The 14,733-nt window shown below is 32.9% G+C and carries 17 protein-coding genes; 7 read left to right on the forward strand and 10 right to left on the reverse strand.

The window, feature by feature from the left end:
* Nucleotides 1-101: 101 nt before the first annotated feature.
* Nucleotides 102-584, reverse strand: a complete 483-nt coding sequence (locus AC0GLR_RS00455) for a winged helix DNA-binding protein (protein WP_495604870.1) — start codon at nucleotides 582-584, stop codon at nucleotides 102-104.
* A gap of 101 nt (nucleotides 585-685) precedes the next feature.
* Between AC0GLR_RS00455 and AC0GLR_RS00460 the strand changes: the two genes are divergently transcribed.
* Together AC0GLR_RS00460 and AC0GLR_RS00465 are read left to right on the forward strand one after the other, a co-directional pair.
* Nucleotides 686-1,657: a quinone oxidoreductase family protein gene (locus AC0GLR_RS00460; RefSeq protein ID WP_495604871.1), complete on the forward strand. Its 972-nt coding sequence runs from the start codon at nucleotides 686-688 to the stop codon at nucleotides 1,655-1,657.
* Nucleotides 1,658-1,737: 80 nt separating this feature from the next.
* Nucleotides 1,738-2,457, forward strand: a complete 720-nt coding sequence (locus tag AC0GLR_RS00465; protein WP_495604872.1) for a DsbA family oxidoreductase — start codon at nucleotides 1,738-1,740, stop codon at nucleotides 2,455-2,457.
* A gap of 96 nt (nucleotides 2,458-2,553) precedes the next feature.
* On the opposite strand, the gene AC0GLR_RS00470 is transcribed toward AC0GLR_RS00465, so the two are convergent.
* On the reverse strand, nucleotides 2,554-3,585 hold the full coding sequence (locus tag AC0GLR_RS00470; RefSeq protein WP_495604873.1) for a zinc-binding alcohol dehydrogenase family protein: 1,032 nt from the start codon (nucleotides 3,583-3,585) through the stop codon (nucleotides 2,554-2,556).
* Nucleotides 3,586-3,778: 193 nt separating this feature from the next.
* Here AC0GLR_RS00470 and AC0GLR_RS00475 point away from each other — a divergent pair, with 193 nt between their 5' ends.
* On the forward strand, nucleotides 3,779-4,585 hold the full coding sequence (locus AC0GLR_RS00475) for a hypothetical protein (protein WP_495604874.1): 807 nt from the start codon (nucleotides 3,779-3,781) through the stop codon (nucleotides 4,583-4,585).
* A gap of 61 nt (nucleotides 4,586-4,646) precedes the next feature.
* On the opposite strand, the gene AC0GLR_RS00480 is transcribed toward AC0GLR_RS00475, so the two are convergent.
* A complete protein-coding gene (locus AC0GLR_RS00480; RefSeq protein WP_495604875.1) occupies nucleotides 4,647-6,080 on the reverse strand; it encodes an o-succinylbenzoate--CoA ligase in 1,434 nt (477 codons plus the stop codon).
* Nucleotides 6,081-6,094: 14 nt separating this feature from the next.
* The gene (menB, locus tag AC0GLR_RS00485) at nucleotides 6,095-6,916 is read right to left on the reverse strand and encodes a 1,4-dihydroxy-2-naphthoyl-CoA synthase (RefSeq protein ID WP_495604876.1); all 822 of its coding nucleotides are present in this window, start codon (nucleotides 6,914-6,916) and stop codon (nucleotides 6,095-6,097) included.
* Between the two features lie 79 nt (nucleotides 6,917-6,995).
* Between menB and AC0GLR_RS00490 the strand changes: the two genes are divergently transcribed.
* Nucleotides 6,996-7,361, forward strand: a complete 366-nt coding sequence (locus tag AC0GLR_RS00490; protein ID WP_495604877.1) for a PaaI family thioesterase — start codon at nucleotides 6,996-6,998, stop codon at nucleotides 7,359-7,361.
* 136 nt (nucleotides 7,362-7,497) lie between these two features.
* Here AC0GLR_RS00490 and AC0GLR_RS00495 read toward each other — a convergent pair whose 3' ends face one another.
* The 4 genes from AC0GLR_RS00495 to AC0GLR_RS00510 form a co-directional block, all read right to left on the reverse strand.
* The gene (locus AC0GLR_RS00495; RefSeq protein ID WP_495604878.1) at nucleotides 7,498-8,406 is read right to left on the reverse strand and encodes an MDR/zinc-dependent alcohol dehydrogenase-like family protein; all 909 of its coding nucleotides are present in this window, start codon (nucleotides 8,404-8,406) and stop codon (nucleotides 7,498-7,500) included.
* Between the two features lie 13 nt (nucleotides 8,407-8,419).
* Entirely contained in the window at nucleotides 8,420-8,827 is a 408-nt protein-coding gene (locus tag AC0GLR_RS00500) for a hypothetical protein (RefSeq protein WP_495604879.1), read from the reverse strand.
* Between the two features lie 78 nt (nucleotides 8,828-8,905).
* Complete coding sequence (locus tag AC0GLR_RS00505) at nucleotides 8,906-9,733, reverse strand: helix-turn-helix domain-containing protein (RefSeq protein WP_495604880.1); 828 nt, start codon at nucleotides 9,731-9,733, stop codon at nucleotides 8,906-8,908.
* A 91-nt stretch (nucleotides 9,734-9,824) separates the two neighbouring features.
* Nucleotides 9,825-10,034, reverse strand: a complete 210-nt coding sequence (locus AC0GLR_RS00510) for a DUF3923 family protein (protein ID WP_495604881.1) — start codon at nucleotides 10,032-10,034, stop codon at nucleotides 9,825-9,827.
* Nucleotides 10,035-10,493: 459 nt separating this feature from the next.
* Between AC0GLR_RS00510 and AC0GLR_RS00515 the strand changes: the two genes are divergently transcribed.
* Genes AC0GLR_RS00515 through AC0GLR_RS00525 form a run of 3 tightly spaced genes read left to right on the forward strand, consistent with a single transcriptional unit; the run spans nucleotide 10,494 to nucleotide 12,889 of the window.
* Nucleotides 10,494-11,267 carry a transporter substrate-binding domain-containing protein gene (locus AC0GLR_RS00515; protein ID WP_495604882.1) on the forward strand — a complete coding sequence of 258 codons (774 nt, stop codon included), beginning with the start codon at nucleotides 10,494-10,496 and terminating at the stop codon, nucleotides 11,265-11,267.
* A 19-nt stretch (nucleotides 11,268-11,286) separates the two neighbouring features.
* Nucleotides 11,287-12,153 (forward strand): MetQ/NlpA family ABC transporter substrate-binding protein, encoded by an 867-nt coding sequence (locus AC0GLR_RS00520; RefSeq protein WP_495604883.1) that lies wholly within the window; start codon nucleotides 11,287-11,289, stop codon nucleotides 12,151-12,153.
* 19 nt (nucleotides 12,154-12,172) lie between these two features.
* Nucleotides 12,173-12,889: a gamma-glutamyl-gamma-aminobutyrate hydrolase family protein gene (locus AC0GLR_RS00525; RefSeq protein ID WP_495604884.1), complete on the forward strand. Its 717-nt coding sequence runs from the start codon at nucleotides 12,173-12,175 to the stop codon at nucleotides 12,887-12,889.
* 45 nt (nucleotides 12,890-12,934) lie between these two features.
* Here the strand turns inward: AC0GLR_RS00525 and AC0GLR_RS00530 are convergent, their stop codons facing one another.
* Nucleotides 12,935-13,402: a DUF2798 domain-containing protein gene (locus AC0GLR_RS00530; RefSeq protein ID WP_495604885.1), complete on the reverse strand. Its 468-nt coding sequence runs from the start codon at nucleotides 13,400-13,402 to the stop codon at nucleotides 12,935-12,937.
* A 153-nt stretch (nucleotides 13,403-13,555) separates the two neighbouring features.
* On the reverse strand, nucleotides 13,556-14,584 hold the full coding sequence (locus AC0GLR_RS00535) for a linear amide C-N hydrolase (protein WP_495604886.1): 1,029 nt from the start codon (nucleotides 14,582-14,584) through the stop codon (nucleotides 13,556-13,558).
* Nucleotides 14,585-14,733 lie beyond the last annotated feature (149 nt).

Consider the following 14,733-nt stretch of genomic DNA (forward strand, 5'->3'; position numbering starts at 1 on the left):
TTAATTATGGGTTAGATATATATAGTAACATTATCTCCTACATGTTGAAAACTTTCAGTAAATGACGAACATAAATCGATAATCTTTCCATTATTATAACCTTAATTTGCTTTTTTGAGAGCAGTGAGAACTTTTCGAGTTATTTTTAAATCTTGATTAGTAAAATCAGCTAAACGTTTCATTTCACTAATAGTTTCAGTTTTATGCACTGAATCATGAACTCTGGCAACTACTCGTCCTAAGTTACTTACTTTTAGAAAAACTTCTTTATGATTGTTAGAATGGTAAGATTTTTTTAGTAATTCATTATCAGTGAGTTTTTTTACATGACGTGATAGCATTCCTTGTGAAAAATCTACTTGTTGTAATAATTTTTTATAAGCTAGAGTTCCATTGTTTCCTTGACTAACATAACTTAAAACTTGAATGGCAGAATGAGAGAGATGCAACTGCTTTAATTTTTCATATGCTGTTGGTGAACATTGCAACTGTAATTCTTTCCAAAAATTTTTTTTAAATTGGCTTTGATTACTGTGAAAATCACGGATTAAACTTTTAATTTGTTTTAATTCTGTTTCTCTCATAATTTCTCCAAAATTCATTACTTGTAATATATTTTTTGATAGTTATACTTAATTATATATTACAAGTAATGAATTAACCAAAAGAAGTGGAGATATTTTTTATGACAGATATTAAAGCAGCCGTTGTGACTGATTTTAATCATTATCCCAAATTAGCTAATTTTACAGCGCCAACAGCATCCGCCGATGAAAAACTAATTAATGTTGAGGCTGCAGCTGTTTATAATTTAGTGCGAGGACGAGCAAACGGATCACACTATTCTAGTACAACTAAGTTTCCTTTTGTACCAGGTGTCGATGGGGTTGGCCGTTTGACTAATGGAAAGCCAGTCTATTTTTTTGATTTTGATGGGAACCATGGATCGATTGCCGAACAAACTGTTGCACCTACTAAGCAAATTGTTGCGTTACCAAGTGATATTACCCAACAGCAAATGGGTCAAGTAGCTGCTGGGATGAATCCAGCAATGTCGTCATGGATGGCATTAGTTTTACGAGTTGGTGATTTAACTGGAAAAGATATTTTAATTATGGGTGTAACTGGTGAAGCAGGTAAAATGGCAGTACAGATTGCTAAATATTTAGGCGCTCGTCAGATTATTGGAGTAGGACGGAATCGTGAAAAATTAGCAGATGTTAAGAAACTTGGTGCTACTGAAGTTATCTCTCTATTGGACGACCCCGACATTTTAAAGAATGAATTATTAAAAACCGCTAACGTTGATGTAGTTTTAGATTATTTGTGGGGTGATGTTACCCAAAATTATTTGCAAAATATTTTGCCAGCTCGATCGGATCATAGTAAAGAGTTAAATTGGATTGAGATTGGAAACATGGCAGGACGCAGTTCAGAGTTGTTCGGATCAGTTTTACGTTCGATTAATCTTTCGTTAGTGGGAAGTGGTTTAGGCAGTTTTTCAAACGCGGCTTACGCAAATCAATTTAAAAAATTGGCTGAGTTGATTGCCACTGGTAAATTAACTATCAAGCCTCAAGAAATTCCATTAAGTGAATTGAACGATAAGAACTGGTTAGACAATTCGCAAAGAACCGTTTATATGATGAGAAAATAAGCCAATAAATTGCTTCCGACTTTCATAAAGAGCTATAATTATGTACTAACTTTAAATAAGTATATAGAAAGTGTGGAATTATGATTAAAATTGATATTTGGTCGGATGTGATTTGTCCTTTTTGTTACCTTGGGGCAGCTCGTTTAGAAAATGCGATTAAAAAGACGCATCATGAAAAGGATGTAGAGTTGCGTCTACATTCCTTTGAACTAGACCCTAATGCACCTAAGTATCAACCTGGAGATGATACCCTTGTACAGATGGTAGCGCATAAGTATCATGTTCCAGAAGAACAAGCAGCAGCCAGTCAAGAGAAGTTGGCAGCTAGTTTAAAACAAGTCGGTTTGGATTTTGACTGGAAACAGGCTAAGCCTACTAATACCTTTATGGCACATCGTTTGCTTCATTATGCTCAGAGATTTAATCTTGACTTGACATTGGATAAGAGTTTAAAGACTGCTTATTTAAGCGAAGGTGAAGATGTCTCCGACACTGATGTTTTAAAACGTCATGCTCAAGCGGTCGGTCTTACTAATACAGATGAGATTGATAAGGTATTGAGTTCTGATGAATTTGGTGATGCAGTTCGAGCAGACGAAGCCAGAGCCCACCAACTTGGTATTACTGGAGTCCCATTTTACTTAATTAATGATAAATACACGATTTCAGGTGCTCAGCCAGTTGAATTGTTTGAACAAGCCCTTAACCAAGTTTTTGCTGAACAGCAAAATATTAAGCCAAAACCTTTAGATCAAGCTGGTAAAGGTAAAAGTTGTGACGGTGATGGCTGCTCAATTTAATTAATAAATTGTTTTTGAGATTAAAATTTTTAATAAAGATGAATGTAACACAAAATCCTTAACTACTGGTGATAGTTAAGGATTTTTTTAGGTTCATTATTTATTACTTACTGTTACTTTCCCAATCATATGACCATCTTCGACTAATGCAGTAGCTTTCCGTAAGTTTTCAGCATTTATAGGTGTGAATGATTTGGTTAATGTATTTTTTAATTTTCCTTCATCAAGTAAATTGCTGATTTTATCAAGAATTTCGTGTTGTGTAATCATATTAGGTGTTTCAAAATATGATTTAGCAAACATCCATTCCCAAGCAAATGTGACTGCTTTTTGTTTCAAAGGAGCAAAATTCATATCCTTACCACTACCTGTGATAGATGCGATGTGGCCAAAAGGAGCAATTAATTTTGTGATAATTGACCAGTAAGCATCCAGATTTTTAAGATCTAAGATATAATCAACATATTCAAAACCAAGCTGATGAATTTGTTTGATTAAATCATGATGATAATCAACTACGTATTTGGCACCATGTTGTACTTCCCATTTCTTTGATTTTTCATTTCCAGCGGTAGCAATGACTTGTAAACCAGCTAAATTAGCCAGCTGAGTAGCAACTGAACCGACACCACCAGAGCCGTTAATAATTAAAATACTTTTAGCTTGATTATTTTTGTAAGCATTAAAATCAATCTCAAGTTGTTCAAAAAGGCATTCCCAGGCAGTTAAACTAGTGAGAGGCATGGCTGCACTTTCTTTAGGAGTGAGACTTTTTGGAGCATGTCCAACAATTCGTTCGTCGACCAATTGGTATTCACTATCGCTGCCAGGACGAATATACGATCCAGCATAAAAAACATGATCTCCCTTTTGAAATAGGCTAGTTTCTGTACCGACTGTTTCAACGGTTCCATAAGCATCATAACCGATTATCTTTGGCTCAGGTAAAGCTGTTTTTTGACCACGACGAGTAAAAATATCAACAGGATTTACTGAAACTGCCTCGACTTTTACAACTAAATCATGTGGTTGCGGAGTTTTTAATTCTGTTTCGAAACTAAATAAACTTTTTGCGTCTGAGATAGGTAAATATTTTGTGTAACCAATAGCATTCATTTTTTGTGACATAATCGATCTCCTTTGTTATTTGATTAACTAAACTATAAGCTGTTTTGACAATCATAAATGCGTCTATTATTCATTTTGATATTCTCTTACATAAAGTAATTAGATTAACTCTAGTATAGTAGAAGTTTACTTTGATGGATAGAAAACCGTTTATGTGATTGGTATAATGATGAAATGAATTAGGGGGATTGTGATGTTATATTTAACCGCTAGTATTTTCGGATTTATTATCGGTGTTTTTATCATGTGGTTTTTGTATCGAAAAAAAGCAACTGGAGTTTTTCCAGTCACATTTGTGATTACCTTTGCTATTTTTTTAGCTGTCATTTTATTAGTTACATTATTCTTATGGTTTGAGTTGCCTAATGAGTCGGATTGGATTGATTATGCGGGCGAAATTATTGGAGCAGTTACAGGATCTTTGATTGCCGCTTCAATTTCGTATTATGTAACGGTTGGCACGCAAACTAATCTGGATCGACAAAAGGCTATTAATCATTATATTTTGGATTGGCAATTGAACAATAAAAAAGATCTTTATAATGACTTTAAAAATTCGGCCACAACTGTGAGTGCGATTACGGATGCTGGTAATCAGTTAGAGATTTTATTTAGTGAAAAAAATAGTGATACGCGGATTGCAGCTGCAAAAATTAAAGCCATTAATTTAGATTTAAAAACTAATCTTACTAACTTTAAGGATCAGTTAAATTATATTGATGATAAGTACAAGCCAACTTTCGATTTTGTCACAAAGATGAGCTATAAAGGAACGTCAATGCAGGATTGTTTGAATGTTATTAATCAAGATTTAGATAATTTAGAGTCATTTGAAGCATTGATGACAAATTTATTACAGACTTATCAAAACGATGACCCAAGTCAAACAGCTAACTTGTACCATCAAGCACAAACTGATTTTTCAAACTTAAAGAATAGTTTTCAGCTAGAAAAACCATTTACTGAGATGCTGAATATCTTAATCGAATTTCCAAACTAAACAGGCCAGTTCTCAATGTTTGAGAGCTGACTTGTTTTTGTTTCATTTCAGTTTTTTCTAATCAAATTTTAGATTGTAACAATTTCCGACGTATCTTTCCGTTATGCGTTTTGGGTAATTCATCTATTAAAATAAACTGTTTTGGAACTTTATACTTAGCCATTTTAGAGATTAAATAATCGTAAAGTTGTTGCTGATTAATACCACCGTTTGTAATTATAAACGCCACTGGGACAGAACCCCACGTTGAATTTGTTTTTCCAACGACCGCTGACTCAACTATTCCTGGGAATTGGTTAATGACGGTTTCTACTTCACGGGGATAAATATTTTCTCCGCCAGAAATGATTAATTCAGATAAACGACTTTTAAGGTAAAGAAAGCCAGCTGAATCTAAGTAACCCAAATCACCAGTTTTAAACCAACCATCAGAAGTAAATTGATTGTTCTTAGTTTCATTGAGATAACCAGGTGAGATATTATCGGCTTTTAATAAGACTTGTCCAACTTGCTTTGGGACGGTACTATCATCAATTTTTAAACTAACTGGAAATAAGGGCTTTCCAACCGAACCAATTTTACGAATAGCGTCGGTTGGATTTAACGCTACCACTTGTGAGGCGGTTTCCGTCATCCCATATGATTGAATCACATTGATTTGTTCATCGCGACAAGTCTGTAAAGTTGCAAGGTCAATCTCACCACCACCAAGCAACATATAAGAAAAGTGAGAACTATATGGTTCGCTTTTTTGTGATAACAATTTTTTGAGCATATAAGGAACCACTGAGATAATGGTCCCAGTTCCTATAATTAGATCATGATTAATTGATTCTTCATCAAAATGATCATAAAGTCGAACACTCATACCATAAATTAAACTTCGCATCATAATTGAAAAACCACTAATGTGAAATAACGGAACGGTACAAATCCAAATATCTTTCTCAGTGACTGGTAAATTCAAATCAGCACCAATTGCACTAGACCAATGATTACGATAAGTTTGTAAAACTCCCTTAGGTTTTCCAGTTGTTCCAGACGTGTACATAATGCTAGTAACTTGGTTTAAATCAAATTCCGATTTAATAAAGTCAGCTGCATCACTGGGTTTTGCTGTCATTAAATTATTTAATGACATTAAAGTTACTGAGTCTAATTTTTGTAGTTTGTTTTGAAACTCATCTGCATAAATTAATAAACTAATTTGAGCGTCTTGAAGCTGATAATTAATTTCAGGCAGTGCCAAATTCTTATTAATAAAAACAATCTCGATGCTCAGTTGTTGCAGAGCTAGAATGGTGAAATAAAGTTGGGGAGTGTTGTTTCCTAAAATAGCTACCCGTTGTAATTTTTGGATGTTAGTTCCTACTAAATGATTACAAACTTCAATCACTTGTTGATTTAATTCTCTAAAAGTCCAGCTTTGTTGTTTAAAAGAAAGTGCCATTCGCTTTGGGGTTAATAAAGCTCGTTTTTTCAGCCAATTATCCATTGAACAAACCTTCTTTAAGGGAATTTAGGGAACTGGTCGAAGTTTGGATCGCGCTTTTCCATAAAAGCATCTCGACCTTCTTTGGCTTCGTCACTGGTATAGTAAAGCAAAGTAGAGTCACCAGCTAATTGTTGAATCCCAGCTAAACCATCGGTAGCGGCGTTCATGGAAGCTTTAATTAGACGAAGCGACATTGGCGAACGTTTCAACATCGTATCACACCATTCTAAAGTTTCTTTTTCAACATCAGCTAAGGGGACAACTTTATTAATCCAGCCCATATCATAAGCCTCTTTGGCAGTATAAGTTTTACACATAAACCAGACTTCTTTAGCTCGTTTCATTCCAATAGTATCCGCTAATAAACCAGCCCCGTAACCACCATCGAAACTACCAACTTTAGGACCTGACTGCGCAAATTTACCGTTGTCAGCTGAAATGGTGATGTCACAAACTAGTTGTAATACATTTCCGCCACCGACTGACCAACCCCGAACCATCGCAATTACTGGTTTAGGAATGATACGAATTAAGTGTTGTAAATCAAGCACGTTTAAGCGGGGAATGCGATCTTTACCAACGTAACCACCATTGCCACGGACACCTTGATCGCCACCGGAACAAAAGGCGAGATCTCCTTGTCCGGTTAAAATAATAGCACCAATGGTTGAATCATCTCGACAACGTGCAAATGCGTCAATCATTTCTTCTACTGTCACAGGTGTAAAAGCATTTCGAACTTCTGGACGATTGATGGTGATTTTGGCAATTTTTCCAGTTCTTTCAAATAAAATATCTTGGTAATCGTTTTCGATTGTTTCCCATTTTCTAGTCATAATGACCTCCAAATTGATTGTGATAATATGCTTAGTATAAGATTAATTAAAAAAGATTGTTAGCGGAAGGGATTAACTCGTGAATTTAATTGATTTATTTAACATAAAAACGGAATTATTAACTCCGGCAAAAGTGATTTTAACGATGGAAATCAAATCAGAACATCAACAACCATATGGTTTAATGCATGGCGGGATTAGTTGTGTTTTAGCTGAAACTGCAGCTAGCTTAGGTGCTAATCAGAATCTTGATTCTAGTAAGCAAGTAGCAGTTGGACTGGATATTCAGACCACACATTTAAGACCAATGAAACTTGGTCAACTTCAAGTTGCAGCTACTCCAGTAAAAATCGGTCGACAAATCCAAACGTGGCAAGTTAAAATCTTTCATCATGAGCAACAGATTAGTGAATCAAATGTAAATCTTTTTAATCAAACAATTTAAACTAAGGATGCATTAACCATTATAACGATATATTTAGTTGGAATATGCTAAAAAAGTCTTAACTTCTTTAATAAGTTAAGACTAAAAATTTAATAATTTTTGATGTGTCTCATTTAAAGTTAAAATCTTCTAATTTTTAAGAAAATTCAACCAATATTCTTCCAGTTTTTCCGTGATCAGTTAAATGTTTTTGTGCTGTTTTGGTATTTTTAAAATTATAAATAGAATCAATATATGAAACAAGTTGGCCTTTAGAAAGCATTTCAATAATTTTTTGGTAGCTATGCGGCGAGATGGGATTATTTTTAAAGATTGCATGAAGATCTTTTCTAATCGGGATAAAGTTAGGTAAAGCAGCAGAGAAAATTGTTCCATTAGTAATTAATGTGGGCTCTAACTGATTAATTAACGCTGAATTTCCAGTGGTATCTAGCAAATAGTCATAGCTATTTATCTTTAGTTTGTTAGGGTTAGTAATAATTTTATTATCAAAGTTTTCTGTCAAAAAAGATTGACTAGTATTTGATGAAAAGACAGTGGTAGAAACCCCTGCTAAGTTTAATAATTGCAACAAGTAACTACCAACTCCTCCAGCTGCTCCGATTAGTAAGACATTTGTTTTTGAAGTTGGTTTGATGGTTTTTAACATCATCATTGCCGTGTCAGCACCGCCAAAAATTGTAGTTCCTGTTTTTAAAGAAACGGTTTCTGGCAATGTGAAGGTATATAGTGGAATTTCTGGAGTTACGTATTCTGAAAAACTTCCTTTTTGCGAAATACCAATAACTTTTTGATTAATATGTTTTTTATTTCTCAAACGTCCAGTACTTTTAACAATTCCAGCGAAACCATATCCAATGATACTTGGAAGGTGTTGGGGACGAAATTTTCTAAGTTCGCCGTTTTCACTTTTAACATCCCAGGGCAAAACTGGAACATATTTTACTTCGATTAACTCCGAAAATGATGAAACACTTGGAATTTTCACATTTTCAATTTTTAAACCATTAATTCCTGAATAATCGGGTTGCACAATTGCTTTCATAACTAATCTCCTTTTATTCTAATGTTTCAATTAACACAACAAGCTGTTTTAAATTTTGATAAAAAGCATGTTTAGCAATTGGTGCCAAAAGTTTTAAAGGTAGTTTAGTTTTATTAGAGATTAAAAAGGATTCTTTAATCAGAGTCAGATTATTTTCGCTCTGGATTGTAAAAATTAGGTCATACGTTACTCTTCCTTGAGTACTGTGGTAGATGATTTGATCATGGTTAGTTTCAATCTGGATTAATTCATGAGGATTTAATGAACCTTTACCTCGCTCAATGGTAAAAGTATGTTGTGATTCAGTTACAGAATGAATTTCAGTTACCCATTTGAGTAAAAATTTAGGATTAGCCAAGATTTCTGTGACTGTTTCTGGACTTCCAGTGGTTGTAATAAGATTTGAAAATAAAGTTTGCATAAGCTGACACACCTTTCTGATTGATTGGTGTTAGCTTAACGAAAAGACTGATTTATAAAAAATCATAATCCTGATATTTTATAAATTTTTGAAGACTTTTTCAGAAAATAAGTTGCTGAAAATATTTTCTCGTTGTTGAGATTCGCTCTCTAGGAGTTCATTATTTGTTTTTTGACTAATTACAGCAAGCAAATGATAATCATTAGCCAGTAAATAATGAGAATCATGTGTGGTAGTAAATTCGATACCTTTATTGATTAAATTAGCGGCTTTTTCGTATTTATTTAGTAACAACATGCTAAAAGCGGCCAAATAAAAGATAATATTTTGATTTTCTGTATATGATAAGTCATTTAAGCCGTTAAAAGCTTCTTTAAGGTGTTTTTTTACTTGAGTTGGTAATTGTAGTTTGGCAGCCATTAAAGCTAGCGAAGCATGAGTTAAACAAGTTAGATTTTGTGACGCAAGTAATTTTGATTTGTTGGCAAGGGACATTTTTAATATTTTTTGTGTTTTGCTGAGATTATTTTTAAACTGAGCTTCAGCAATTCCTAGATAATAATAGTATGCCTGTGCTTGAAAATCAGTGTTAATTTTTTCAATTGTTGCTGATTGATTTAACAAAATATACATCTCTTGATATTGATGTTGATTGCATAATTTATCTAATCTTTGATTTAGTTTTTGATTATTACCAATTGCATAATTTTCAGATAGACTAATTTCTTCTAAATTAATTTTAAGTTTATGACACAATTTAATTAATAATTCAGCGTTTGGCGTATATTGATTGTGTTCAATAGCAGAAAGCATTGATTGGGAACAAATTCCAGCAGCAGTATCTTTTTGTGAAAGATGTTGTTTGATTCTAGCATTATGTAAAATGGTTCCTAAGGTTTCTTTCATATGTTAATCCTTCTTTTTATAAACAAATTATTTATTGTAATTATTATACAAATTGCCCCAAGTAAAAATCATTTTTACTTGGGGCACTACACTATTTCTTATTTACTTTCAAAATGATTAACCAAATAATCTGAATTATAAACGGAATAAAGAAGAATACAGCTAAAATACCCAAAGTAATCCACCTAATTTCCATTGTTTGTACAACGCCAGCACCATCAGTTTTACGGACTAAAATCAAAATAGCCATTAAAGCAAAGATAATAAATTCAAACAGAGTTATAATTGACCAAATTTTCATAATAGTTCTCCTTAATTATTTTTTTTATTATATCTTAATGATTATAATCTTGCAAAATGAATTTAAAGTAAATTGTGATTAAAAGTTATTGACTAATATTTTATAACATGGTTTAATATTCTTAACATTTAATTAAGAGAGGAGGAAGAATTAATGACTACTTTTACGAACGTTTACCAGTCAAACTGCTGCTGTACTTGTTGCATGATATAGGTAGTGTTCGTAAACCTGTTTGGATACGGATGTTACCACATCTGTATCTAAGTGGAGTAGTTGTCATATCCGGTTAGATACAACTTGATTGTTAGTCTAACTGGGATTGGATGTTAAAACTTTTTTAACATACTTTAATTCTTTTTCTGAATTACGTTTAGAAAATAAAAGCCGGTTAGACTAATGATGATTAGTTTAACCGGCTTTTATTTTCTTGAATTTTATAATTAGATTGGAGTAGAAAAAATGAAGAAAAAATTACCGTTAATTTTAATGTTGGGCTTAATAACATTGGTGTTGGCAGCTTGTGGCAATCAAAGTTCAGAGACGAAGGAAAAAGGAACTTTAACGATTGGATTGGAAGGAACGTATCCTCCATATGCTTACCGACAAAATGGAAAACTTACCGGTTTTGAAGTTGAATTAGCTAAAGATACTGCTAAAAAAATGGGGTTAAAACCCAAATTTGTAACGACAGGTTGGGATTCTTTAATTCAAGGAATTAATTCACAAAGTTATGATGTAGTTTTTAATAATTTAGCAGAAAATCCTAAACGGAAGAAGCAATTTAGATTTTCAAAACCATATGCTTATTCCAAAGCAATTATCATTACTAAAAAAGATTCACCAATTAAAAATTATAAAGATTTAAAAGGTAAAAAGGTAGCCGAAGGAACCGGAACCGATAATTGGAATAATGCTGTTAAACTAGGTGCTAAGCCAGTTGCATCTCCAGAATTTCAAACTTCAATGGACATGATTGACGATGGACGAGTTCAAGCAGCAGTTAATTCTAAAGAGGCTTTTGTTTATTGGCAAAAAAATCATCCTAAAACCGATTTAACTTATCAAGTAGTTCCTAGTAATGTGATTACTCCTGCTTCCATTGCTCCAATGATGAATAAAAATTCGAAAGAATTAAATCACAAAATGAATAAAGCATTAGACGAAGAACGACGCGACGGTACTATGAAGCGTTTGTCAATCAAGTACTTTGGAACTGATATTACGAACAAGTAGGATTTAAAGGAGATAAAAAATGAAAAAATTTTGGAAATGGACTGCTGGAATTGTAGTGGTTTTAGCAATTGGATTCGGATTTTATCATACATTTATTGGAAATCATCAAGAAAATAGTCCTAAAACCATTACGATTGGTTCTTATGGTCCAGATACTGAAGTTTGGGAACACATCGCTAAATTACCAGAAACGAAAAAAGCGGGTCTTAATTTAAAAGTGCAAGATTTTTCTGATGGTGTTTCATTAAATAAAGCTACATTGAATGGGGAAGTTGACGTAAATGCCTTTCAAATGTACGGATATTTGAAATACTTTAACAATGAGAGTAAAAATGGCAAGCTTGCTCCCTTAGGAACCACTTATCTAGAACCGATGGGAATTTATTCTAAACGTTACAAATCGGTAAAAGATCTACCTAAAGATGCCACGGTTGCGATTTCTAGTAATCCTGCCAATACTTCGCGAAGTTTGAAATTATTACAAAGTGCCGGTTTAATTAAATTAAAGGGTAACCCAAGCGGTGGTTTGTATAAACCAGAAAACGTTGCAGATAATCATAAAGATTTGAAATTCCAAGAAGTTGATGATCATACTGGACCACGTTTGTTAAATGATAAAAATGTAGCCGCTGTGGTGATTGGTAATACAATGGCTTTACAAAGTCATTTGAACGTTAAACACGACTCGATTTATCATGAAAAGATGGATCAATCTACTAAGAATAATATCAATGTCTTAGCAACCAACGAGAAAAACAAGAATAATCCACAATACAAGAAATTAGTTAAGCTCTACCATAGCAAACCCGCACAGGATTACATCAATAAGAAATTTAAGGGAACTAAGATTGATGTTGATAAACCAGTTAGTTATTTAGAAAATTAGACAATAAGGGATGATAAAAATGAAGATTGGGATTACTGCTAATGTGAATCTAAAAAATCCAGATGATATTAATCTGAACTTTTCTAATTACACTGCACGTGTTTTTTTACAACTATTAACAGCACATGAAATAATGCCGATTATTATTCCAGTTGTTCCGTCATCTTTAATAAAGAATTATGTTGATTTGGTTGATGGAATTTTAATTCCAGGCGGGCAAGATGTTGATCCAGAATTATTTCATGAAAAGCCAATTTCAGAATTAGGAAAAACTTATCAACCTCATGATCAACTTGAAATGCAGGTTTTACAAGAAGCAATCAGACAGCACAAACCAGTTTTAGGAATTTGTCGTGGTTATCAAGTGATTAATGTTGCTTTGGGAGGTACTTTATATCAGGATTTAGCCACCCAAATAACTAACAAAACTTTAAAACACAATCAGCCAGAAGAGATTGCGACAGCAACTCATACAGTTCAAGTCTCTGAAAATAGTCATTTATCCCAAGCGATTGGGATGCATCCCATTGTTAATTCTAAGCATCACCAAGGAATTAGGCAGGTTGCTTCAGGATTACGAGCAGTTGCACAAGCAGATGACGGAGTGATTGAAGCAATTGAAAATGAAGATGCCAGTATAACAGGAGTGCAATGGCATCCGGAATATTTATGGCAACAGGATAGTGTTCAAGAACAGTTATTTCTAGATTTCTTTCAACGAGTAAAAAATAGGTAAAATAAAATCAGTAGTGAATCTCTCAATTCACTACTGATTTTTTGTTTAATTATTTCTAGTTTGGACTTTATCTAAAATCATTCTTGCAATTGGTCCAACAATAATTAATTGCAGTGGTAATGCTAAAATAAAGTTTCTAATCCAGGTAATTCCAAAATTACCTAATGTTAGATTGGCAAATCCATTTTCAATTACGATTCCAAATACAGACATACAAGTTACCATACCTAATACCATTAACGTTGAAATCCCAAATGCAATCAAATAGGGTTTTTCTTCCATTTTAGGATTAAATATCAATTTAAAAAATATTCCTTTAGCAATTGGACCAACCAGTAGTAAATCAAACAAGGCTGCGACTAAGAGAGCTAATGGATATCCCATAATCACTTTTAGAAAAAGTGATCCATTGACCCCAGTATTGATTGCAATATTATATGTTTCCATTACTAGAACCATCATTCCAGCCATTAAACCAGTAAATAATAATTCTTCTTTAAAATTATTAGGCAAATTTACATCTCCTTTTCATAAGTATTGATTAATTTAACACAAAAAAATTTTTCTCGTAAGTTTTATTTTTAAACTTTTTACTAGTTTTTTAAAGAAAAAATACCAAGCTATTGTAATTGCAGATAGTTTGGTATTTTTGTATCTAATTATTTTCTAAGCTTGAATAGGATTATTTGTTTTCCATTTTTCATTAATATCCATTGTGATTAATTTATCTGATTGAGAGTTTAAGGTTGCTTTAGTTAACGTTAAACAAGTAGGGATTTGCAAATACAAAGTTCGATTTTTAACATCATAGCCAGACCAATATTGAGTATGGTCTGTTAGGTTAGGTTTATCGGGATATCTATTCATTCCCTTTGGAATCATAACTGGTTTAAAGATATTATATAAAGTTGGGATGGCTTCTTCATCTGAGAAATCATTAATATTATTGGAAATGTACATTGAGCGAACAAATCTAGATGGTGATGTATAATCGCCGGGCAATCCAAATAATCCATATCCAGTTCCCTTTTCAATTGGTTCTAAGGGAAATTTTCCACCAATGTTACCGTTCGTAATGTTCATATCATTTAAAGAAATATAATTACGAATGTTAGTCGTATGATATGAATATTCTGGACTATTTGTCATAACGCCAATACTGTCATAAATTTTAAAAGCACCATTGTCAGTTGGTTCTAAAACCACAGCTGCTCCAGACTCTTCCATAAAGGTATAATGGGGACTTAATGATAGTTCATGATTTTTTAAATGATATTTTTGATCTAAAAGGCCTAGTTTACTTGTTAGTGCTTTTACGTCAGCAATATCTTTGCACTGCGATAAAATATATGTGAAAAATTCTTCTCCTAAAACAGGCTTTAAATCACGAGATTCTAAAGAGTCCAGGGAAGCATGAGTTGCTTCCATTAGGATTTGAATATCGCCTACCAATCCCTTTTCGTTAATGCCATCGTATAAAATTTCAGAGTTTTTAAGACCCACTCCCATAATTGCATACTTGCTTTTCCAATTTTTTAATTCAGAGTGAATTTCATAATTAGCAGGAATGTTGATAATTTGCGATGGAATTATAGCAGGTTCATTAGGGGTATCAAAAAATTGTGGAACAAAATCCATTGTTCTTCCCCAATAGGGATTGCCTGATTTTGATTTAATAATAATTGAAGTACACATAAAAAGTCTCCTTAAATTAAGATAGCTGTTGTGGTATTTGTCAGTTATAATGGTTACGTAAAATTTACTATAATTATATACCTTGTTTATTGATCTTAAAAAAATTGATTAACTAACTTAATGTAAGCAACATATTAGACTTAATACAA

This window comes from Fructilactobacillus sp. YLN 2412 (assembly GCF_059488745.1).